Genomic DNA, 23,394 nt, shown 5'->3' on the forward strand with positions numbered 1-23,394 from the left:
CGTCAGCCCTTCGGGCGCTTGAAGTAGGCCACCAACGTGTCGCCGCCGTTGGGGCCGGACATGATGGTGACGAGCTCCCAGCCCTCGGCGCCGTAGTTGTCCAGGATCTGCTTCGTCGCATGAATCAGAACCGGTGCCGTGAAGTATTCCCAGGTGATCTTTTCGCTCATGGGCTGAGCCTAGCTGCCGCTGGCGCCGCAGCGCAGTGCGCCTTAAGGTCCGATGCACCATGGGCAAACTGGACATCAAGGACGCTGCGTTCCACTATCTGAGCGCAGACGGCGGGTCGACGGACATGTACGGGATCTACGTGTTCGACGCCCACCGAGGCGACCCTCCCACGTTCGACGGGATTCGAGCACATGTCGTCGCGCGACGGCCTCTCGTTCCCGCGTTGAACATCGCACTCCGGGAGGCTCCACTGAGAATGGACTTTCCGTCGTGGGTGCCCAGCGACAGCGCCACTGACGACCATCTGTCCGACCACGATCTCACCGACGGATCGTGGGCCGAGTGCCAGCAGCGCGTGTCGGCGATCCTGGAAACCAGGCTCGACGCTCGGGTCCGGGCCTGGCACCTGCATGTCCTGCGGGGCGTCCTCGACGTGCCGATGGTCGACGGGGTCGCGACGGTCGCCGTGCTGCAGGTCAGTCACGCGATGACGGACGGTCTCGGTCTGACGCGAATCTCCAGCGCCCTCTTCGCACCAGAGGGGACCCCCTCCGACGCCCTGGGTGCACTGCTGCCCGGCCATACGCCGGCCGTGCGTCCGCGGCGCCCGTTACTCGCCGCGACGGCAGCGGTCCTCGCCGCCCCGGTTCGCGTCGCGAAGTACGGAATTCGGATCAGAGCAGCTCGAAAAGCCTACTCGGCCAAACGGTCCGAGCTCGCTGCACCGGTGCGTCCAGGCCGGGCGACGCGTCTGACGGCCGATCCGACGACCAGGCGAGCTGTCCATGTGGTTCCACTCCCTGCATCGGCATTGCGAGACAGAGGCATTCCGGTCACCGCGGTGGCCTTGGCTGCGGTCGGATCGACGACGGAGAAGTATCTGCGCGAACACGGTGACGAGGTCCCCACCGTCCTGAATGCCGCAGTGCCGATCGCTCTGAGTCCCGACACCGAGTGGTCGTCGGCCAATCGCGCTCTGTCCGGCGTCGTGAATCTGCATCCAGGCGAGTCGGATCTGCCGAAACGCGCGCTCCTCATCGCGGAATCCGTTGCCTCCGAACGACGACGCGTCACGTCGAACGAGTTGCTCGCGATGGCTCGCGCGGAGGAGACGCTACCTGCACCGGTCGTCCTTGCCGCACAACGTCTTCGGCAACGTAGAAAGACCGTTGCTCCCACGACCTTCTGGACCCACACGAACGTGGTCAGCGTGGATCGCGGGCGTGCACGACCGGTACTCGAACTGTGCGGTAGTCGTTTGGCATTCGGATCGGGTACCCCGATGCTGACGACGAATCGGCCGCTCGTGCATGGCTTTTTCGGCGGCGGGGACATCATCACCGTCGTCGTGCTTGCGTGCCCGGATGTGGTACCCGATCACGACCGCTACGTGGAACTGCTCGTCGAAACGATCCACGAGATGTGAGAGAGTGCTCCCGTGAGCCGCCTCGACATCATCGACGCCTCGTTCCACTACTCCGGGGATGCCTCGCGCGACCAGTACGTGCTCGTCGCCTTCGCCGTGACCGGAGAGATGCCGACATTCGGGCAGATCTCCGATTTCATCTCTACTCGTGCCGCAGCGATTCCGGAACTCACGAAGCGAATCGTCGAAGTGCCCGGAAATCTGGATTTTCCCCGCTGGGTGCATGACGATGCGCCTGCGGCTTCGCATGTGTTCGAGATCTCGGATGCGCGTACCTGGAACGACTTTCGACGCGCCGTGGACCGACTCGTCACCGACCCCGTCGATGCCACCGAAGCGGCGTGGCGCGTCCATGTCGCCCGCGACGTGTCCGAGGTGCCCCAGACCTCCGGCACGTCCATTGTCGTCGTCTTCCAGGTGAGCCATGCAGTCGCGGACGGCCGCGGCGCATCGCAGTTGGCGCGCATGCTGTTCGCACCGACCCCCGACTCGACGGCCCGGGCACACGTCGGCACGGTGCGTTCCCTCGTTCCCGCTGCCGTCGGCTCCGCCCTCACGCTGCCGATTCGCACCGCGGCCGCTCGACTGGCCGCACGGAAAGCCCGTCGCGCATACGCTCACGAGCACGGTTTCGAGCCGCTGCAACGCGATTCGCATCGACCCGGCATCCGCGGCAACGCCGACCCGACGCCCTCACGCGTGTCGCACGTACACGTCTGTGCCCCAGGTCTTTTAACGCAGTCGACGCTGTCGGTGACGACCTTGGCACTGACGGCGGTGAGCCTCGCCACCGAACGCTACCTCGACGCCGTCGGCGACACGACGCCTGACACGTTGAATTCTCTTGTGCCGATGGCCGTTCCCGACGACTCACCGTGGAACGCCGTCAATCGCGTCGTCAACGGCGCCGTCGACCTGCACGTGACGACGCCCGATCTACGCGAACGAGCGCAGGCGATCCGCGCGTCTCTCCGCCGGACCCGCGCCGAGATGACCGACCCACTGCTTCTTCGCTGGATCAGCGCAGAGAATCTCATACCGGCTCCGGTCTTCCTGGCGATGAAGAAACTGACTGCTCGACGCGTGCGGCCGAATCACTCCGTGCCGGAGACAGTTCTGACGAACTCGACGGTGATCAGCGTGGACCGGGGTACAAAGGACCTCGAATTGTGCGGCGCGCCTGCGTTGTTCACTGCGGGGTTCCCGATGCTCGGGCCCGCTCGTTCGTTGACGCACGGGTTCTACGGACTCGGTGACACCATCTCGGTGTGCGTCGTCGCGTGCCCCGACACCTTTCCGGACCACGAACGCTACTCGGAGATCCTCGTGGCGGCCGTGACGGACGTAGCCGAGGCGACGGCCGGCCGAACCTGACGCGCACTCCCGTGACAGTGTTCGGGGTGTGAGTCGTCTCGATCTTCTGGATGCTGCCTACCACTTCTTCGCTGCCGAGGACGGCTCGCGTGATCACTACACGATGGTCGTCTTCGACTCGCCCATCGGCGACGCGCCTGCGGTGCGCGACATCGTCGACCACGTCCACGCTCGCGCGCGCAGCGTTCCGGAGCTGAACCGTCGAATCGCGCGAGTGCCGTTCGACCTCGACTTTCCCCACTGGGTCGCCGACGACAGCGAATTCGACGCCCGGGTCGTCCGCCACGACATGTCCGGCCGCACGTGGGCCGACATGGAGGACCTGCTGGGCCAGTTGAAGGAGTCACCGCTGGACGCGGCCGAGCAGGCGTGGCGCCTGCACGTCGTACACGGTCTGGCCGATGCGCCGAGGACCGTCGGCGCGCCGACCGTCGTGATCGTGCAGGTCACGCATGCCTTGACGGCCGGTGTCGGCGCAGGTCAGCTCGCGCGAGCACTGTTCGCACCGCCCGAGCCGACGCCGGCATTGCCGGGTCACGGCGATCCGACGAGCACCCGCACGCTCAGCGCACGGGCCGTCGGCGCGGCATGTGCCCTGCCGGTGCGCACGATTCGTTACGTCGTCCTCGCCGCGCGAGCCCGCCGCGCATTTCGGCGCAGCCCAGAGGTCGGCATCGACGGCGTCCCCGTCGAGGCGGTTCGCGGAAACGACGATCCGACGCAGCGCCGGGTCGTCCATGTACTCACGTTCGACTCGGGCCTGCTAAGACGCCCTGGACTGTCGGTGACGACGCTCGGTCTCACCGCGCTCGGTCTCGCCAACGCCCGGTTTCTCGCGGAGTTCGGTGAGCAGATTCCGTCGACTTTCAACGCGCGGGTACCGATCGCGATGCCCGACGACGTCGACTGGCCTGCCGCGAACCGCGTCGTGACGACCGGTGTCGCCCTTTTCACCGACGAGCCCGACCTCCGACGTCGAGCCGAGTCGATCCGCGAGTCCCTCGCCGACGGCCGCCGACGCGCGACCGGCGACACGCTGCTGCGCTGGGCGCGGGCCGAAAACCTGGTCCCCGCACCGCTGTTCCTCGCCGCACAACGACGTCGCCGGGCACGCCGCGTCCCGACGGGCACGACGGTCGGCGCCAACACGATCATGGTCAGCGTCAACCACGGTCCGCGCGACCTCGAGGTCTGCGGCGCGCGGGCGGTGTTCTCCGGTGATTTTCCGATGCTCAGCGAGGGGCATTCGATCACCCACGGCTTCTACGGCCTCGGCGACGCGCTTTCGGTGTGCATCGTGGCGTGCCCCAACACCGTGCCCGACCACGAGCGGTACGCCGAGATACTCGAGCAAGCGGTCATCGACGTCGCCGCGGCCACCGGCTGAGGTGCGTTTCTGACGGGGCAGTCGGCGATTCGTCTATATGGTCGTGGTGTGGGTACTTCGAGTTTCGACGGTTGGCCGGACAAGGCCGCCGCGGCGCGACTTCATTTCGTCTCGGGCAAGGGCGGCACCGGAAAGTCGACGGTCGCTGCCGCGCTCGCGTTGGCGCTCGCAGCGGACGGCCGTCGTGTCCTGCTGGTGGAGGTCGAGGGCCGTCAGGGCATAGCCCAGCTGTTCGACGTCCCGCCGCTGCCGCCGACCGAGACGCGCGTCGCATCCGCCGACGGCGGAGGTGAGGTCTACGCACTCGCCATCGACATCGAGACCGCGTTCCTCGAGTATCTCGACATGTTCTACAACCTCGGTTTCGCCGGGCGCGCAATGCGCAAGATCGGCGCTATCGAGTTCGCGACGACGATCGCCCCTGGTCTGCGCGACGTGCTGCTCACCGGCAAGGTCAAGGAATGCGTCGTGCGCACCGACAAGGCGGGCAAACGCGCGTACGACGAGGTCGTCGTCGATTCCCCTCCGACGGGACGCATCGGTAATTTCCTCGACGTCACCAAGGCGATGGCCGATCTCGCGAAGGGCGGACCGGTTCGCTCGCAGAGCGAGGGTGTCGTGCGACTGCTGCACTCCGCGGACACCGTCGTGCACCTCGTGACGCTGCTGGAGGCCCTGCCGGTGCAGGAGACCGCCGATGCCGTCCGTGAGCTGGAGGCTGCGGATCTGCGTCTCGGCACCGTCATCGTCAATCGCACCGAGCCGACATATCTGGCGTCGGACGCGCTTGCCGACGCGGCACACGGAACCGTCGACGCGGCAGCCGTCCGGATCGGACTTGAGAAGACGGGGATCTCGCTGTCCGACGACGATTTCGCCGGGCTTCTGACCGAGACGATCGAGCACGCGTCGACGTTGGCCGCGCAGGTCGACAGCGCTGCGCAGTTGGACGAGTTGGATACGGCTCGACTGCACCTGCCGATGTTGGCCGACGGCGTCGACCTCGGTGGGTTGTACGAGTTGGCCGCAGAGCTCAGAGAGCAGGGTGTGAAATGACGCGACCAGCTACGGGCGCCACGACCTCCAAGGCCGCGCCGATCCTGGACATCGAGAGGATCCTGCGGGACGAGGCGTCGCGCATCGTGGTGGTGTGTGGCGCAGGCGGCGTCGGGAAGACGACGACGGCAGCCTCCATGGCACTGCGGGCCGCCGAGCAGGGCCGCAGGGTCGTCGTACTGACGATCGATCCGGCGCGGCGTCTGGCGCAGGCTCTCGGCGTCGGCGAGTTGGACAATTCGCCTCAGCCGGTGACGCTGCCGGAGGGCGCGACGGGTGAGTTGCACGCGATGATGCTGAACATGCGTCGCACGTTCGACGAGATGGTGATCGAGCATTCGACGCCGGAGAAGGCCGAGCAGGTATTGGCCAACCCGTTCTATCAAACGGTCGCGTCGTCGTTCTCCGGAACGCAGGAGTACATGGCGATGGAGAAGCTAGGCCAGCTCGCGGCCGACAAGACGTGGGATCTGATCGTCGTGGACACCCCGCCGTCGCGCAATGCTCTGGATTTTCTCGACGCGCCCCAACGACTGGGGTCGTTCCTCGACGGCCGGTTCATTCGGTTGTTGATGGCCCCCGGCCGTGGGTTGACGCGCATGGTGACGGGTGCGATGAGCTTGGCTCTACGCGGGGTGTCGACGGTGATCGGCAGCCAGATGCTCACGGATGCATCGGCTTTCGTGCAGTCACTGGATTCGATGTTCGGTGGATTCCGCGAACGTGCGACGCGCACCTATCAGCTACTGAGGGCGCCGGGGACCAGCTTCATCGTGGTCGCTGCGGCGGAGCCCGACGCGCTGCGCGAAGCAGCGTTCTTCGTGGACAGGCTCAGCGGTGAGGGGATGCCGCTGGCAGGCCTGGTGCTCAATCGAACGCACCCGACCTTGTCGGCGCTGCCCGCAGATCATGCAGCGACGGCCGCGGATCAGCTGAGCGACCTGGACGAGGACTCGGCCGCGCTGACTGCGGCGATCCTGCGCATCCACGCCGCACGCGCGGTGACCGCGGCGCGGGAGCTACGCCTGCTGCGCCGATTCACCTCGGCGCACCCGAGAGTCCCGATCGTCGGCGTTCCGTCGCTGCCGTTCGAGGTGTCGGATCTGCACGCGCTTCGTGCCGTGGCCGATCAGTTGACCCGATCGGCCTGACGCGGACGTCGGATCAGATCGCGGCCTGTTGCTGACGCTGCGTTTCGAAGAAGTCGGCCCATGATTCGACTTCGGGGTGTTGTTTGAGCAATGCACGCCGTTGGCGTTCGGTCATCCCACCCCAGACGCCGAATTCCACTCGATTGTCCAGTGCGTCGGCTCCGCACTGCATCAGTACAGGACAATGCCTGCATATCGTCGCGGCCTTACGCTGCGCCGCCCCCCTGACGAAAAGCTGGTCAGGATCCGTGCCCGAACACCTAGCCTGCGACACCCACGCAATTCGAGCTTCTGCTTCTTCGACATCGAGCCGCGCCGGTGCTGTTGTCGTGTGCATTGCGGATACCCCTTTGCAATTCGAACGCCCTCGCTGGACATTCCACAAGCCCCTTTCACCGGCCACTTCACCCCTCGAAGCACACCGACCTGGGAGCTGCCCCACATTCATATACAAGTGTTATGTGAATCACACCGTGCTCATAATTTAGGTAAAGTCAGCGTCGAACGCAAGATGACAACGGCACTTTTCTGGTACGCGCGTCCCGACCAGGGCTTCCGCGACGGGCCGTCGGACTGCACCTGGGACCTGGGGCTCGACACACGTACTCTGTTCCACGTGTCAGTTGGAAAAACCGTGGCGAAGCTCGCCGGATGTTCCGCACTCGCAGGTGCACTGTTGGCCGGCGTCATGTTCCCCCTGGCGGGAGGGTTCGGTTACGCGTCCAATCGCGCGGCCGACACCGTGGACAACGTGTCGGCAGAACTCGTCGAGGGCGCTGTCCCGGCCGTGTCCACGATGGTCGATGCCGCAGGCAATCCCATCGCGTGGCTGTACGAGCAGCGCCGATTCGAGGTGCCGAGCGACCAGATCTCCAACGAGATGAAGCTGGCCATCGTCTCCATCGAGGACAAGCGCTTCGCCGAGCACCAGGGCGTGGACTGGCAGGGCACGCTGCGCGCGTTCCTGACCAACACGACGAGCGGTCAGGTCCAGCAGGGCGCGTCGACGCTCGATCAGCAGTACGTCAAGAACTATCAGCTGCTCGTCGTCGCGAAGACCGACGCCGAGCGTCGTGCCGCGATCGAGACCACGCCCGCTCGTAAGATCCGCGAGATCCGGATGGCGCTGACGCTCGACAAGGAACTGACCAAGGACGAGATTCTGACGCGGTATCTGAATCTCGTTCCGTTCGGCAATGCGTCGTTCGGCATCCAGGACGCTGCGCAGACCTACTTCGGGATCGACGCCAGCCAGCTGGACGCCAAGCAGTCCGCGATGCTCGCGGGCATGGTGCAGTCCAGCTCGGCGCTCAACCCGTACACCAACGAGCAGGGCGTCACCGAGCGACGGAACATCGTTCTGGACACGATGATCCAGAACATCCCCGAACGCGCCGACGAGTTCCGTGCCGCCAAGTCCGAGCCGTTGGGCGTGCTCCCGACCCCCAATTCACTTCCTCGCGGCTGCATCGCCGCGGGTGACCGCGGGTTCTTCTGCGACTACGCGCTGCAGTATCTGGCCAACGCAGGTATCAGCCGAGAGCAGATCGACAAGGGCGGATATCTCATTCGCACGACGCTCGATCCTCAGGTCCAGGAATCGACCAAGGCCGCGCTGGTCTCGAACACCAGCCCCAAGGTCGACGACGTCGCAACCGTCATGAACGTCGTCGAGCCCGGTCAGGATGCGCATCGCATTCTCGCGATGGGCAGCAGCCGAACCTACGGTCTCGACGCCGACGCGGACGAGACCGTGCAGGCCCAGCCGTACTCTCTCGTCGGTCACGGCGCCGGCTCGATCTTCAAGGTCTTCACGACGGCGGCCGCGATGGAACGTGGTCTCGGCACGAGTGCCGTGTTGCAGGTGCCCAGACGCGCCGAGGTCCGAGGACTGGGCGACGGTGGTGCCCGTGGTTGCCCCGCGAACACCTACTGCGTCGAGAACGCCGGTAACTACCCGGCACAGCTGTCGGTCACCGATGCGCTCGCTCAGTCGCCGAACACCGCGTTCGTGAAGTTGATCGAATCCGTCGGTGTCACGCCGACCGTCGACATGGCCGTGCGCCTTGGCCTGCGTTCGTACGCCGACCCCAACACGTCCGGCTTCGGTGAGCAGAGCATGGCCGACATGCAGAAGTCGCAGAACCTCGGCTCGTTCACTCTCGGACCGACGTGGGTCAACCCGCTCGAACTGTCCAATGTGGCCGCGACTCTCGCGTCGGGCGGCAAGTGGTGCCCACCGACGCCCATCGACTCCGTGTTCGATCGCGAGGGCAAGCAGGTGCCCGTGACGCAGCAGGCCTGCGAGCAGGTCGTCGAGCCGGGTCTCGCGAACACGCTGGCGAACGCGATGAGCAAGGACGATCAGCCGGGCGGTACGTCGGCAGGCGCTGCCGGATCGGTCGGATGGACGCTTCCAATGGCCGGTAAGACCGGTACCACCGAGTCGCACATGTCGTCGGGATTCCTCGGTTTCACCAACCGGTACGCGGCTGCGGTGCTCACGTACGGTGACTCGCCGACGCCCGGTGAGATCTGCTCGTTCCCACTGCGTCCGTGCAGCGACGGCAACCTGTATGGCGGTAACGAGCCTGCTCGTACCTGGTACAACGCGATGAGTCCTGTGGCGACCAAGTTCGGTCCCGTCGAGCTGCCTCCGGTGGATCAGAAGTACGTGCGCGGATCGGCCAACGGACAGGTCCCCGACGTCACGGGTCAGACGCAGAGTTCGGCCACGTCGACGCTGCAGGGTGCAGGATTCCAGGTGACGGTCGCGACGAGCGAGAGTTCGGCAGCCCGTGGAACGGTGACGTCGCAGTCGCCGTCGGGTTCCGCGGTACCCGGCTCTGCCATCACGATCTACGTCAGTGACGGTTCCGTCCGGCAGGCTCCGGCCGCTCCTGCGATCCCGGCCCTGCCGAACATCGAGATCCCGGCCTTACCGCCGAACATCCAGATTCCGGCGATTCCGGGTCTCACCGCTCCGCGGTGATGTGCACGGAAATGCATAACCCACTATGTATTTCCGTGCACATGAGCGGCTCGCTACAGGCGATCCTTGACTGCCTTCGACACGCGTGAGCCGTCGGCCTTACCTGCTGCGAGAGCGGTGGCGACCTTCATGACCTGGCCCATCTGCTTCATCGCCGGACGCTCACCGATCTCCTCGGCCACCTGAGCGATCGCGGTGTCCGCGACGTCGGCGAGTTCGGCGTCGGTCAGCGGGGTCGGCAGGTATTCGTCGATGATCTGCGCTTCGGCGCGCTCGTTGGCAGCGAGTTCCCCGCGGCCGTTCTCGGTGTAGATCTCGGCGGATTCGCCGCGCTTCTTCGATTCCTTCGCGAGCACCTTGAGCACCTGCTCGTCGGTCAGCTCGGTCGCTTCCTTGCCCGAGACTTCCTCGGTCTGGATCGCGGACAGCAGCATGCGGATGGTCGCGGTGCGGAGTTTGTCCTTCGCCTTCATCGAGGCGGTGAGATCGGATCGGAGCTGGGACTTCAGTTCGGCCATGTCACAGAACGCTACGCGGGCCGATACCGACACCGCACGTCGATTCCCAGGGCTGACGTATCGTTGGGAGCGTGTTCGTGAACAACAGTGCTACCACCTCCAGCATCCTGGCTGCCGCAACACGTGTTCGTAAGAGCGCGGCCGAGGCCCCTGTCCGGAGCGCAGCCCTCGCCACCGCGGGAGCCGCAGCACTCGGAATCGGGTACGCGACGCTCATCGAACGTAACGCGTTCACGCTGCGTGAGGCGTCGATGGCAGTCCTCGAACCCGGTTCATCGCCGCTGCGCGTGCTGCACATCAGCGACCTGCACATGATGCCGGGTCAGCGGATGAAACAGAACTGGCTCCGCGAACTGGATCGGCTCGAACCGGATCTCGTCGTCAACACCGGCGACAACCTGTCGCACATGAAATCGGTTCCTGCCGTCGTGCAGGCGCTCGGCCCGTTGTTGGCACGTCCCGGCTTGTTCGTGTTCGGGAGCAACGACTACTTCGCACCTCAGCCGAAGAACCCGCTGCTGTACTTCAAGAAGGAACACAAGCGGGTACTCGGCGAGTCGCTGCCGTGGCGCGACCTGCGTGCGGCGTTCACCGAGCGTGGTTGGCACGACGTGACGCACGTGCGTCGCGAACTCGAAGTCGCGGGTGTGCGCATCGCGTCGGCAGGCGTCGACGATCCGCATCTGAAACGCGACCGCTACGACACCATCGCCGGCCAGCCGAACCCACTTGCGGACCTGCGTCTCGGCATCACGCACTCCCCCGAGCCTCGTGTTCTCGATCGTTTCGCCGAGGACGGGTACGACCTCGTGCTCGCCGGGCACACGCACGGCGGCCAGCTGTGCCTGCCGTTCTACGGCGCACTCGTGACCAACTGCCAGCTGGATCGCTCGCGTGTGAAGGGCCCGTCGAAGTGGGGCGCGCACACTCAGCTGCATGTCTCGGCCGGCATCGGCACGTCGCCGTGGGCACCTGCACGCTTCTGCTGCAGGCCCGAAGCAACCCTGCTGACGCTCACTCCGGCACCCCGACGGGGCGGAAAAACCGGTTCCGACGAGGGCGTTTCGCGTTCCGAGGCAGTCGTAAGCTAGACTTCTGCTCGCGGTACACGGGGTGTGGCGCAGCTTGGTAGCGCGCTTCGTTCGGGACGAAGAGGTCGTGGGTTCGAATCCCGCCACCCCGACAGAAAATGGCTCCTTTCGCTCAGCGAAGGGAGCCTTTCTGTTTCTCACAGCCCCCGTCGTTCTCACAGCCCCCTGTCGATGAGGTCGAGAATCTCCTCGCTCGTCGCGGCGTGAATTCTGTCGACGGTGTCGTCCGGGGTCGGACTCAGATCGGCCAGCAACGCCGCCAGACGCGCCGCGATCTCGGCCCTGGAATCCCCGTCGCCCTCGATCTCGGCGACGGCAGCACGCAGCCGCTCGACGTCGGCCAGCGCGGCAGTCAGGGGGTCCGGAACCAGTTCCGCGCGCAGGAATTCCGCGACGGCACGCGCGCTGGGGTGGTCGAACACCAATGTCGGCGGCAGCCTCAGCCCGGTCGTCGCGCCGAGCTGGTTCCGCAGCGCGACAGCGGCCAACGAGTCGAAACCCAACTCCTTGAACGCCTGATCGGGATCGACCGAATCCGCGGCGTCGTACCCGAGAACGGTGGCAGCGGCACTGCGGACGACGTCGAGCATCAGGTGCCGTCCCTCGGGCACGGTGCGTTCTGCAAGGGTCTCGGCCCACGCGCCCGGCCCGGTGCCGTGAACGGCCGACGTGGGCTGCCGTGCTGCCGATTGCTGGACGAGCCCTCGGAACAGCGGCGGCACGGCAGGCACCGTTCTGTCCAACCGCATCGCGGCGACGACGGCTTCTCCCGACGCGAGTGCGCTGTCGAACAACGCCAGCCCCTCGGACGCGGGCAGGGCGAGCATTCCGGTGCGCGACACGCGTGCACGGTCGGACGCCCCGAGCTCGGCGGTCATGGCACTCGGCGGCTCCCACATTCCCCACTGGATCGACGTGGCGGGCAGGCCGCGTCGGCCCCTCTCACGTGCAAGCGCATCGAGAAACATGTTGGCGGCGGCGTAGTTTCCCTGCCCTGGCGCACCGAGCACCCCGGCGAGCGACGAGAACATCACGAACGTCCGCAGTCCGGACTCGGCAGTGAGACGGTGCAGGTTCCACGCGGCGTCGACCTTCGGACGCAGGACCGCATCGATCCGGCCCGGCGTCAGCGACGACAGTGTGCCGTCGTCGATCACGCCTGCCGCATGAACCACGGCCGTCAACGGATGTCCCGACGGTACTGCTCGGAGCATCTCGGATGCCGCCGTCGCGTCGGCGACGTCGCAGGCGACGATGGTGACGTCGGCGCCCGCTCGTATCAGGGCCTGTCGGACCTCGTCGGCACCGTCGGCATCCGGACCGCGTCGAGACGTCAGCACCAGATGCCGGACGCCATGCTCGGTCACCAGGTGGTGTGCGACGAGTGCCCCCAACGTCCCGGTGCCGCCGGTGATCAGCACGGTGCCGGCTGGGTCGAAATACTCTGCCTCGACGGGGTTTTCGATGCGAAGCCTGCGCATCCGCGGAGCCAGCAGGTCACCGGCACGCACGGCGAGCTGCGGTTCGCCACTGGCAACCGCTGCGTCGATCGCACCGTCCATGTCCGCGTCGTCCTCGACGTCGAGAAGCACTATGCGGCCGGGGTTCTCGCTCTGCGCCGATCCAACCAGGCCCCACACCGCAGCAGCTGCGGGATCCACCCGCTCCTCGTCCCCGACAGCCATCGCACCGCGCGTGACGACGACCAGCGGGACGTCTGTCGAATCGTCCTGCAGCACAGCGAGAATCCGTGCACACTCCGCATGGGCCGCATCGACACTGCCATCGCTCTCGATCGTCACGATTCTGCATGCCGCATGTTCCGCGCGTGCGTCGACCGGAATCCATACTGTGTGATGCAGGCGCCGAGACGCAGCAATGTTCCCGACAGACGTGAAGGCCAGTTCCTCGATGGTCAGCACCGGTTCGTCGTCGTGGTCCCGCAACCTGATTCCCGACGCGGTGGATGCGGTGACGGCCCGAAGCCCGCTGCGGTGCAGAGTGATTCCGGCAAACCGGGTGGGCTCGTCACCGAGCGCAGCCTGCAGCAGCACGGGGTGGATGCCGTAGCCGTCGAGGTCGATGCCGTCCGGCAGCGTGACGTCGTACTGCGCGTCGGATGACTCCTCGTGCGGCACTGAGCTACTCACGACATCGACCAGAACGGCCGACGCGTGTCGGGTCGACGCGTCGTCGATGCTCGACAGCGCCACGGTACGGGATCCTGCGCCGTCTGCGGGGGCGACGACCATGCGTACCGCTGCAGTCCCCGAGTCCGGAAAAGCCATGGGCTGCAGTAGTTCGAGCGTCTGCACATGATCGAAACCGGCAATGCCCGCGGCATGGAGTACGAGTTCGACGTACACCGCAGGCAATAGCATCTGGTCGTCGTCGACGAGCCAAGGATCGCGGATCGACGACAGTTGTCCTGTGAACACGATCGTGCCGTCGTCGAGGTCGAGGATCGTGCCGAGCAGAGGGTGCTCGGCCGGGCGTAGACCGAGGTCGGCGGGCTCACCCACGAATCCACGCGCCGGTGTCGGCCAGAACGGTCGACGCTGAAAGGCATAGGTGGGCAACTCGACTCGGTTCCTATCGGGCACGGCGCTCTCCCAGTCGACCGACACACCGTGCACGAAGGCCGATCCCAGCGCCTGCATCACCTCGTGCGTGTCGTCACCGCGTCCGGGCAGGCACGCGACTGAATTCGGCACCACCTCGGCGGCCAGCGCTGTCAGCACCGACCCCGGCCCTACTTCGAATACTGCTGTGACCCCGAGTTCCTCGAGCGTACGCATCCCGTCGCGGAAGCGGACAGGGCGCCGAACGTGTTTCGCCCAATAGTCGGGTGCCGCGAAGTCGTCGAGGGTGGCCAGACGCCCGGTCACGGTCGATATCAACGGAATTCGAGGCGCATGTACGGTAGCCGGAACCGTCAGACCGTCGAGAATCGGATCCATCAGAGCAGAATGAAACGCACGTTCGACGCGCAAGCGTGTCACGGTGATGCCGTCGACCTCGAATTCTTCTGCGATCGAACGAATGTCGTCCGGCGCGCCCGCGAGCACGAACGACGTCTCGCCGTTGATCGCGGCGACATCGACGCGCCCGTCGATGCGCGAGCGGAGGTCGTCGACCTTCCCTCGCACTGCGACCATCGCACCGGGTTCGGTCGACTGCATCGCGCGACCACGCTCGGCGACGAGGGCCGCCGCGTCGGGCAGGTCGAGGACGCCCGCGACGAAGGCCGCGGTGATCTCTCCGATGGAGTGTCCGATGAGAAAGTCCGGAGTAACGCCCCAGTGGCTCAGCAGTGCGTACAGGGCGGCTTCGACAGCGAACAGGGCAGGCTGCGTGAACTCGGTTCTGTCGAGTGCCGCGGCGTCGGACCCCCACAGTATCTGCCGCACAGGGGTGTCCATGTGCGCGTCGAGCGCCGCGCAGATCCTGTCCATCTCCGCAGCGAACACCGGATACGTGTCGTACAGCCCGCGCGCCATCCCGATGCGTTGCGTCCCTTGCCCGGTGAACATGAACGCCGTCTTGCCGCGAACCTCGGTTCCGGCGACTACACCGGGGCCTACGCGGCCTTCGGCGACGTGCGCCAGACCGTCGCGCAGATCCGACAGGCTGTCCCCGACGATCGCCGCGCGATGCGCGAACGCAGGGCGGCCAGTCGCCAACGTATAGGCGATATCCGCTGGTTCGGGTTGTTCGTCGCCGTCCAGAAAGTGCTGCAGCGCAGTTGCCCCCGCACGCAACGCGTCGGATGTCTTCCCGGAGACGACCCACACGAGAGGCTTGCCGCTCGGTGTCGACACCACCGGGTCCGCGGGCGGTTGCTCGAGAATCATGTGCGCGTTGGTGCCGCTGATACCGAACGACGACACCCCTGCCCGACGCGGCGAGCCGTTCGTCGGCCAGGCGACGGGCTCTCCGAGCAATCGCACGTCGCCGGCCGTCCAGTCGACGACCCGAGTCGGGGTGTCGCCGTACAGACTCGGCGGTAGCACCCCGTGTCGCATCGCCATCACCATCTTGATCACGCCTGCGATACCCGCGGCGGCCTGTGTGTGACCGATGTTCGACTTGATCGACCCCAGCCACAGCGGGTCCCCTGCCCTGCCCTGTCCGTACGTGGCGATGAGAGCCTGCGCTTCGATGGGATCGCCGAGGGTCGTGCCCGTTCCGTGCGCCTCGACGGCGTCGATATCGGTCGTCTCGAGTCTCGCATCGGCGAGCGCTTGCCGGATGACGCGTTCCTGCGACGGCCCGTTCGGCGCGGTCAGTCCGTTCGACGCACCGTCCTGGTTGACGGCCGAACCTCGCACGACGGCGTGGACGCGGTGGCCGTTGCGTCGGGCGTCGTCGAGTCGTTCGAGCACGACCATGGCGGAACCTTCGCTGAGACCTGTTCCATCTGCCTTGTCCGAGAACGGTTTACACCGACCATCGGCAGCGAGGCCGCGTTGCCTGCTGAACTCCACCAGCACACCCGGCGTCGCCATCACGGTGGCGCCTCCCGCGAGCGCGAGCGAGCATTCACCGTCGCGCAGGGCTCGCGACGCCAGGTGCATCGCGACGAGCGACGACGAGCAGGCCGTGTCGACGGTGACCGCGGGTCCGGTGAAGCCGAGTGTGTACGAGATGCGTCCCGATGCAACGCTGTTGCTCGTTCCCGTCATCAAGTAGCCCTCGGCATCGGCGTTTCGCTGGTTCATCAGGTGAAAACCGTAGTCTCCCCCCATCATTCCGACGAACACTCCCGTATCGGTCAGACCCGGTCCATCCGGCGCGATGCCCGCATTCTCCAACGCTTCCCACGCTCGCTCGAGCAGAAGCCTGTGCTGGGGGTCCATCGCGACGGCCTCTCGGGGACCGATCCCGAAGAACGCGGCATCGAATTCGTCTGCGTCGTAGAGGAATCCGCCCTCCTTCATGTACGTCGTACCCGGCTTGGTCGGATCGGGATCGTAGACGTCGTCGAGGACCCACCCACGCCCTGTGGGATACGGCCCGGTGATGTTCACGCCGTCACGCACGAGTTGCCAGAGCCCCTCGGGGTCCGCGACACCGCCGGGGTAGCGGCAGGCCATGCCGACGATCGCGATGGGGACGTCCTCGCGGCGGCCGCGCGTCGCCGTCCGAACGGGGGTCGTGTCGAGACCGAGTATCCGCGCTTCGAGTTCGCGGGCGAGCGCATCCGCGGTCGGATGATCGAAGACGACGGTCGCGGCGAGCGTGACCCCCGTGGCCGACGTCAGGTCGTTACGCAGTTGGACGGCGGTGAGCGAATCGAATCCCAGATTCTTGAAGGCGCGTTCGGGGTCGATGTCGCCCTTCCCGTCGTGTCCCAACACCGCCGCCACGTGGGTCGTGACGATGTCGAGTACTCGGATGTGGCGCGCGTCGTCGTCGAGCGATCCGAGTTCGGATGCAAGCCCGGTCGGCGACTCGGATGCCGCAGTACGACGACGAATCCCCAAGACGCGCCGAAGAATCGGCGGCTCCGCTCCCGACGCGGCAGACCGCCTCGCCAGGCGGATCGGTGCGATCAGTGGCCGGTTCACGGCGACGGCAGCGTCGAACAGCGCCAGGCCGGACTCCTGGTCGATGGTGTCCATCCCGACGCGGTGCAGGCGGTTCAGGTCGGCCTCGTCGAGGTGCGACGTCATAGCACTCGGGGTGTCCCACAATCCCCACGCCATCGCGATCGCAGGCAGACCACGCGCTCGCCGGTGTTGCGCCAACGCGTCGAGGAACACGTTGGCTGCGGCATAGTTCGCTTGCCCCGCGGCGCCGAGAACGCCTGCGGCCGAGGAGAACAGAACGAAGGCGGACAGGTCACGGGACTCGGTCAGCTCGTGCAGATTCCACGCACCGTCGACTTTCGGGCGCATCACGGTCGACAGCTGCTCGCCGGTCAGTGCGCCGACCGTGGCGTCGTCGAGCACACCGGCGGCATGGATCACGCCGGTCAAGTCGGGGATGTCGTCGAGCAGAGAGGCAAGGTCATCACGGTCGGCGACGTCGCAGGCGACGGATCGGACGTGTTCGTCGTTCGTGATCCCACCACCGTGCCGGCTCGCCACGACGACCTTCTGCACGCCGTGCCGCGCGACGAGGTGTCGGGCGATCAGAGTGCCGATCGTGCCCGTGCCACCGGTGATCAGCACCGTGCCGCGCCCGAACGTAGGCTCGGACTCGTCGACGACGGGTTGCGACGCCAGTACCGGCGCGAGCAGCACTCCGTCCCGCACGGCGAGCTGAGGTTCGTTGCAGGACAACGCCGTCGACAGCAGACTTTCGTCCTTGTCGAGATCGACCAGCGTGATCCGATCCGGATGCTCGTGCTGGACGGCACTGATCAGTCCCCACGCAGGTGCAGCCGCGACGTCGTCGACGGAGTCCGTGTCGCGCGCAGACACGGCCAGGCGCGTCGTGACGAGCAGTGTGGAGTCGGCGAGCCGGTCGTCGGCAAGCCAGGCCTGCACCGCCGTCAATGCGGCCTGGGTAACCGCGTGCGCCCGCGACGGAGTATCGGATTCGGATCCCGTCCGAATATCGAGTCGCAGAACGGAATCGGCGTAGTCGTTGCCGGACGACGCGTCGGACAGGCTCGTGAAGTGCTGTTCCGGCGCGTTCGTCACACCCACCGGCATCCAGTCGACGCGGAAGAGGCTTCCAGTCACACCGACGCGAGGAGCGGTGTCGGTGATCGGACGCACCGTCAGGCTGCCGACGGTCAGTACGGGCCGACCGGCAGCGTCGTACACCGATACCCGATACCGTTCCGGCGCAACAGGTGTGACGCACACCCGCGCCGCCGTCGCGCCCTCGGCGTGAAGCCGAACATCGTTCCACGAGAACGGCAGTCGCACACCGCGGGCACCGGATTCGGCCTCGCCGATCGCGATGACGTGCAGTGCTGCGTCGAGCAACGCGGGATGGATACCGTAGCCGGCGACGAGATCGGCCGGGTCGTCGGCGTTCAGCCCGGTATCGCCGAACACCTCGTCCCCGCGTCGCCACGCCGCGCGCACACCACGAAAGACCGGTCCGTAGTCGTATCCGGTCGCCTCCAGTGCGTCGTACATGCCGTCGACTGCCACCTCGACGGCGTCGTCCGGCGGCCAGTTGTCCTGGTCCGGATATTCAGCGGAAAAGGCTGCGGCACCGAGGGTTCCGGTGGCATGCGTGGTCCACGGCCGGTCGGCAGCGGCGCCCACCGGTCGCGAATGCACCGCGACGGCCGCTCGTGACGTGCCGCGGTCCCCGTGCACAGTCACCTGAACAGCGATCTCCCCGTCGGCGGGCACGACCAAGGGGACAGCGATGGCGAGGTCGTCGATCCTGTCGAAACCCATTCGCTGCCCGGCGTACAAAGCGAGTTCGACGAACGCGGTACCAGGAAGCAACAGCGTTCCGTTGACGCCGTGGTCCGCGAGCCATGGAAGTCGTTGCACCGACAGCACCCCGGTCGCAACGGATCCGCTGCCGTCACCGAGGTCCATCGACGCGGCGAGCATCGGATGCCCACCGGGATCCACACCGGCAGACGTGACATCGCCGTCGGGCGCGACGGGGTCGAGCCAGAAGCGACGATGCTGAAAGGCGTAGGTGGGCAAATCGACCCAGGTGTGCGTGTCGCGCCGTGCCCACTCGATGCGCTCGAAGTCGATGTCGACACCGTGCACGTGCGCCTCGGCAAGCGCGGAGGTGAACTGACGCATGTCGCCTCGGTCGCGTCGAAGCGTCCCGGAGGCCCGGCCCGAAATCCCCGCTGCATCGAGCGTCTCCTGCAGTGGCACGGTCACTATGGGATGCGGCGACACCTCCACGAACTGCCGGTAGCCCTGCTTCACCAACGTTGTCGTCGCTTCTTCGAATCGAACGGTGTTGCGGAGGTTGCGATACCAGTACTGGCCGTCCAGCTCGGTTCCGTCGACGACACCCCCAGTCACTGCCGAGACGAACGGGATCGTCGTCCGGCGGGGACGCACCTCGGCGAGCGCGTCGAGGATCGGTTCCCGCAGAATCGCCACGTCGGCGCAGTGCGACGCGTACTCGACGGCAATCCGTCGGGCTTGCACGCCGCGCCCCTGCCACTCGGCGACGACAGTGTCGAGTGCGTCGACGCGGCCGGAGACGACCGTCGCGGTAGGACCGTTGATGGCAGCGACTTCGACTGCGCCGCTGAATTTTTCGATATCCCGACTCACCTCGTCGGCGGGCAGCGCCACCGACGCCATTCCGCCACGCCGGTCCGCCGAGAGGGCGATCACCCGACTGCGTCCCGCGACCACGAGGGCCGCGTCGGACAGGTCGAGAGCGCCCGCGACGTACGCTGCGGCGATCTCGCCTTGCGAATGCCCCACCACCGCAGCAGGTTCGACGCCATGAGCACGCCACAGTTCGGTCAGTGACACCATCGTCGCGAACAGAGCGGGCTGGACCACGTCGACGGTGTCCATCGAGCCGTCGAGCACATCCAGAAGAGGGACCGACATGTGCGGCCGGAGTGCCTCGGCGCATTCGTGCATGGAATCGGCGAACACCGTCGATGTATGGAGCAATTCGGTCGCCATACCGATCCACTGCGCGCCCTGGCCCGGATAGACGAACACCGGCCTGTCGCCGGCTTCGAGGGCCGTACCGCGTACCAGATTCGGGCTCGGGTCACCGCGTGCGGCAGCATCGAGACCGGCCATCAGAGTGTCGAGATCGTTGCCCACCACGGCAACTCGGTGATCGAACCGGGCACGCGCGTGCACCAGCGACGCGGCGACGGACGCCGGGGTGTGATCGGGATGCACGTGATCACGTAGCCGCTGCGCCTGATCCCGCAATGCTGCGTCACTGTGAGCCGACAGCATCCAAGCCACGACTTCGTCCGACTCCTCTTGTCCGACAGTTCTTTCGACGACAGGCGGTTGCTCGAGGACCACGTGCGCGTTGGTTCCGCTGATCCCGAACGACGACACCGCGGTACGACGCGGCCGCCCGGTCTCGGGCCACGCCGTCGGCTCCGCGAGAAGCCGCACCCCACCAACCGACCAATCGACGTGCGGGGTCGGCGCGTCGACGTGCAGGGTTTTCGGCAACCGTCCGTGCTGCATGGCCATGATCATCTTGATGACACCTGCCGCACCGGCAGCAGCCTGCGTGTGGCCGAGGTTCGACTTCACCGAGCCGAGCCACAGTGGACTGTCGCGCCTGGCGCGCCCGTAGGTGGCGAGAAGTGCTTGCGCTTCGATCGGGTCGCCGAGCGTCGTACCGGTTCCGTGTGCCTCGACGGCGTCGACGTCCTCCGGCCCGAGGCCTGCCGCGGCGAGCGCCTGTGTGACGACGCGTCGCTGCGCCTGCCCGTTGGGGGCCGTCAACCCGTTGCTGGCGCCGTCCTGGTTGACCGAGCTGCCACGCACGACGGCGAGTATTCGGCGGCCGTTGCGCTGCGCGTCGGACAGTCGTTCGAGGGCGATCATCGCGGCACCCTCACCCCAGGCCGTGCCGTCGGCTGCGGCCGAGAAGGCCTTGCACCTGCCGTCGCGGGCGAGACCGCGCTGCCGCGAGAATTCGACGAACACGGCAGGCGTCGCCATGATCGTCGCGCCTCCGGCGAGCGCGAGTTCGCAATCGCCACTGCGTAATGCTTGCGCTGCGAGGTGCAGCGATACGAGCGACGACGAACACGCCGTGTCGACGGTGACGGCAGGTCCGTTCAGCCCGAGGCTGTACGCGATCCGCCCGCTCGCGACGCTCATGGCGTTGCCGGTGATGAAGTATCCCTGCAGGTCTTCCGGTGGCATGCCGCCAACCCGAGCCGCGTAGTCGATTCCGGACAGTCCCGCGAACACGCCGACGCGTCGGCCATGCATGGATTTCGGGTCGATTCCGGCGTGTTCGAGCGTTTCCCAGCTGGTTTCGAGCAGCGCTCGCTGTTGCGGATCCATCGCGAGCGCTTCCCGTGGCGAGATCCCGAAGACGTCCGGGTCGAAACCGGCGGGATCGTCGAGGAAGCTACCGCGGACTGTGTACGTCGTACCGCTGTGTTCGCCGGTGGGATCGAACAGTCCCGACGACCCCCATCCGCGGTCGTCGGGGAAGTCCGACACGGTCTCGCGGCCCTCGTCGACCAACTGCCACAGGTCGTCGGGCGATCGGACGCCGCCGGGGAATCGGCAGCCGAGACCGATGACGGCGATCGGTTCTCGGCTGGCGTCCTCGACCTCCCGAAGCTTCTCCCGCGCCTGGTAGAGCTCTGCGGTGACCTTTTTCAGATAGTCCAGAAGCTTCGTTCGATCGGCCACGTCGTCCTCCCAGAGCGACAGCCATGATCGACCCGTAGGCCCCCTCCCACGTTCTCGATCCCCACCTTGCTCGAAGGATCGAGTCTATCCGCGGTGGTGTTGCGCGACGCCCGGAACGCGGGAAATCGTTCTCCCTACGACGCAGCCCGCAGCTTCTCCAGGAGCGGCCCCGCGGCCTCGGCGAGGAATCGCTCCTGCGTCTCGTCGCCCACCTGGACCAGCGCGATATCGGTGAACCCGGCTTCCCAGTACGGCTTGACGGCCTCGACGATCGCGTCCAGGTCGGGTCCGCACGGAATGGTCTCCGCGACGTCCTCCTTGCGGACGAACTGCGTAGCGCCTGCGAATCCTGCTGTCGTCGGGAGGTCGGCGTTGACGGCCCACCCTCCGGCGAACCAGCGGAAGCGGTCGTGCGCGCGTTCGATGGCGGCGTCCTTGTCCGGGTCCCACGAGATCGGGATCTGCCCGATCGTGCGCGACGGCCCGTCGTGGTGCTCGGCCCAGCTCTTGACCAGATCCGGCTTCGGTTCGACGGCGATGAGGTGGTCGGCGTACGCCGCGAACCGCTCGATCGACTTGTCCCCGGACACGGCGATGCCGATCGGGACGCCGCCTTCGGGCAGATCCCAGATACGAGCGGAGTCGACGCGGAAGTGCTTGCCCTCGTAAGTGACGAGCCCGCCTGCGTGCAGCTTCTCGATGATCTCGAGCGCCTCGACGAACATGTCCTGACGCTTGTCGAGCGACGGCCAGCCTTCTCCGACGACGTGCTCGTTGAGGTTCTCGCCGCTGCCGAGCCCGAGGGTGAATCGGCCGTCGGCGAGGATCTGCAGCGTCGCAGCCTTCTGCGCGACGACGGCAGGGTGGTAGCGGATGATCGGGCACGTCACGTACGTCATCAGTTCGACGCGTTCGGTGGCCTGTGCGACGGCTCCCAACGTGGTCCAGGCGTACGGCGAATGTCCCATCGAGGACAACCACGGCGAGTAGTGGTCACTGGAGACCTCGAAGTCGAAGCCGACGTTCTCGGCGGCGACGGCGTACTTCACCAGTTCCTTGGGGCCGCTCTGTTCGGTCATGAGGGTGTAGCCGAAATTGGTCATGAATTCTCCTAGATGGTTGCGACGGAACCGGAGTCGACGCGGTAGTTCGATCCGTTGACGAAGCTCGCGCGATCCGAGCACAGGAATACGACGACGGAGGCGACCTCGTCGGGTTCACCACGGCGGCCCAGTTCCATGAACGGACGCTCTTCCTTCAGGAAGCTGTCGATGGCGCCTTCTCGATCGGTGCCCTTTTCCTCGGCACGCTTGTCCATCATCGCGTCGGTCATCGGGGTGTGGATGAAGGCAGGCGAGACGGTGTTGACGAGCAGCCCTTCCGACGCGTAGCTGCGGGAGAGCCCCTTGGCGAGCGCGAGAACACCGGCTTTCGCTGCGCAGTACGGCAATTCGTCGTCGTACGGCTGGACGGCATCCTCGGACGTGAGAAGCACGATGCGGCCCCAGCCACCGCGTCGGAGAGCCGGGAGGAATGCACGGAGCAGCCGCACCGGGCCCATCAGGTCGATGTCGAGAGTGCTGGCCCAGCCTTCCTCGTCGATCTCGTGGAAGAGGCCTTGCGCGCCGGTGACACCGGACGACTGCACCAGAATGTCGATGTCGCCGACGGCGTTCTGCACTCTCGCAGCGAGAGCTTCGACGTCGGCAGTTTTGGTCACATCCGCGGCGACGGCGAAGAGCCGCCCATCGGGTGCGTCGAGTTCGTTCTTCGCGGTGTTCAGCTTGTCCTGATCGCGATCACTGATCACCACCGTCGCACCTTCGGCAAGAAGCAATTTCGCAGTCTGCCAACCGATTCCGGAGTCCGCGCCCGTCACGAGCGCTGTACGTCCTTCGATACCCAGATCCATAAGTGT

At 66.4% G+C, this 23,394-nt stretch carries 13 protein-coding genes and 1 tRNA gene; 8 read left to right on the forward strand and 6 right to left on the reverse strand.

All coding sequences use genetic code 11. The features are described from left to right. Positions 1-2: 2 nt before the first annotated feature. Entirely contained in the window at positions 3-170 is a 168-nt protein-coding gene (sp36, locus tag CHB96_RS05955; RefSeq protein ID WP_089244091.1) for a Sp36 family protein, read from the reverse strand. Positions 171-229: 59 nt separating this feature from the next. Here sp36 and CHB96_RS05960 point away from each other — a divergent pair, with 59 nt between their 5' ends. From CHB96_RS05960 to bagB, 5 genes are read left to right on the forward strand one after another with little or no spacing between them, the layout of a single operon-like run. Next, positions 230-1,597: a condensation/DUF1298 domains-containing protein gene (locus CHB96_RS05960; protein ID WP_089244093.1), complete on the forward strand. Its 1,368-nt coding sequence runs from the start codon at positions 230-232 to the stop codon at positions 1,595-1,597. Positions 1,598-1,609: 12 nt separating this feature from the next. Beyond that, on the forward strand, positions 1,610-2,971 hold the full coding sequence (locus CHB96_RS05965; protein WP_089244095.1) for a wax ester/triacylglycerol synthase domain-containing protein: 1,362 nt from the start codon (positions 1,610-1,612) through the stop codon (positions 2,969-2,971). 28 nt (positions 2,972-2,999) lie between these two features. After that, complete coding sequence (locus tag CHB96_RS05970) at positions 3,000-4,358, forward strand: wax ester/triacylglycerol synthase domain-containing protein (RefSeq protein ID WP_089244097.1); 1,359 nt, start codon at positions 3,000-3,002, stop codon at positions 4,356-4,358. Positions 4,359-4,406: 48 nt separating this feature from the next. Then, a complete protein-coding gene (gene bagA, locus CHB96_RS05975; protein WP_089244099.1) occupies positions 4,407-5,414 on the forward strand; it encodes an ATPase BagA in 1,008 nt (335 codons plus the stop codon). Further along, complete coding sequence (gene bagB, locus CHB96_RS05980) at positions 5,411-6,565, forward strand: ATPase BagB (RefSeq protein ID WP_089244101.1); 1,155 nt, start codon at positions 5,411-5,413, stop codon at positions 6,563-6,565. The genes bagA and bagB overlap by 4 nt, the downstream gene beginning before the upstream one ends. A 13-nt stretch (positions 6,566-6,578) precedes the next feature. On the opposite strand, the gene CHB96_RS05985 is transcribed toward bagB, so the two are convergent. After that, complete coding sequence (locus CHB96_RS05985; RefSeq protein WP_089244103.1) at positions 6,579-6,902, reverse strand: WhiB family transcriptional regulator; 324 nt, start codon at positions 6,900-6,902, stop codon at positions 6,579-6,581. Positions 6,903-7,199: 297 nt separating this feature from the next. On the opposite strand from CHB96_RS05985, the gene CHB96_RS05990 reads away from it, so the two are divergent. Further along, on the forward strand, positions 7,200-9,557 hold the full coding sequence (locus CHB96_RS05990; protein WP_089244710.1) for a penicillin-binding protein: 2,358 nt from the start codon (positions 7,200-7,202) through the stop codon (positions 9,555-9,557). A gap of 53 nt (positions 9,558-9,610) precedes the next feature. On the opposite strand, the gene CHB96_RS05995 is transcribed toward CHB96_RS05990, so the two are convergent. Further along, positions 9,611-10,075, reverse strand: coding sequence for a GatB/YqeY domain-containing protein (locus tag CHB96_RS05995; RefSeq protein WP_089244105.1), 465 nt, complete (start codon positions 10,073-10,075; stop codon positions 9,611-9,613). Positions 10,076-10,182: 107 nt separating this feature from the next. Here CHB96_RS05995 and CHB96_RS06000 point away from each other — a divergent pair, with 107 nt between their 5' ends. Both CHB96_RS06000 and CHB96_RS06005 read left to right on the forward strand, forming a co-directional pair. Further along, positions 10,183-11,166 carry a metallophosphoesterase gene (locus tag CHB96_RS06000; protein ID WP_176444192.1) on the forward strand — a complete coding sequence of 328 codons (984 nt, stop codon included), beginning with the start codon at positions 10,183-10,185 and terminating at the stop codon, positions 11,164-11,166. Between the two features lie 18 nt (positions 11,167-11,184). Next, positions 11,185-11,258 (forward strand) — tRNA-Pro (locus CHB96_RS06005). 63 nt (positions 11,259-11,321) lie between these two features. On the opposite strand, the gene CHB96_RS06010 is transcribed toward CHB96_RS06005, so the two are convergent. The 3 genes from CHB96_RS06010 to CHB96_RS06020 all read right to left on the reverse strand — a co-directional run bounded on the left by CHB96_RS06010 (position 11,322) and on the right by CHB96_RS06020 (position 23,355). Continuing rightward, positions 11,322-21,476 (reverse strand): type I polyketide synthase, encoded by a 10,155-nt coding sequence (locus CHB96_RS06010; protein WP_089244107.1) that lies wholly within the window; start codon positions 21,474-21,476, stop codon positions 11,322-11,324. A gap of 134 nt (positions 21,477-21,610) precedes the next feature. Then, the gene (locus CHB96_RS06015) at positions 21,611-22,579 is read right to left on the reverse strand and encodes an LLM class F420-dependent oxidoreductase (protein WP_089244109.1); all 969 of its coding nucleotides are present in this window, start codon (positions 22,577-22,579) and stop codon (positions 21,611-21,613) included. Between the two features lie 8 nt (positions 22,580-22,587). Then, the gene (locus CHB96_RS06020) at positions 22,588-23,355 is read right to left on the reverse strand and encodes an SDR family NAD(P)-dependent oxidoreductase (protein ID WP_245865296.1); all 768 of its coding nucleotides are present in this window, start codon (positions 23,353-23,355) and stop codon (positions 22,588-22,590) included. Positions 23,356-23,394 lie beyond the last annotated feature (39 nt).

Source organism: Rhodococcoides kyotonense, from assembly GCF_900188125.1.
GTDB classification, from domain to species: domain Bacteria; phylum Actinomycetota; class Actinomycetes; order Mycobacteriales; family Mycobacteriaceae; genus Rhodococcoides; species Rhodococcoides kyotonense.

Coding starts and splice junctions, on each gene's coding strand:
- CHB96_RS06015 (WP_089244109.1), bottom strand. CDS start 22,579: ATGACCAATTTCGGCTACACCCTCATGACCGAACAGAGCGGCCCCAAG.
- sp36 (WP_089244091.1), bottom strand. CDS start 170: ATGAGCGAAAAGATCACCTGGGAATACTTCACGGCACCGGTTCTGATT.
- CHB96_RS05995 (WP_089244105.1), bottom strand. CDS start 10,075: ATGGCCGAACTGAAGTCCCAGCTCCGATCCGATCTCACCGCCTCGATG.
- bagB (WP_089244101.1), top strand. CDS start 5,411: ATGACGCGACCAGCTACGGGCGCCACGACCTCCAAGGCCGCGCCGATC.
- CHB96_RS05960 (WP_089244093.1), top strand. CDS start 230: ATGGGCAAACTGGACATCAAGGACGCTGCGTTCCACTATCTGAGCGCA.
- CHB96_RS05985 (WP_089244103.1), bottom strand. CDS start 6,902: ATGCACACGACAACAGCACCGGCGCGGCTCGATGTCGAAGAAGCAGAA.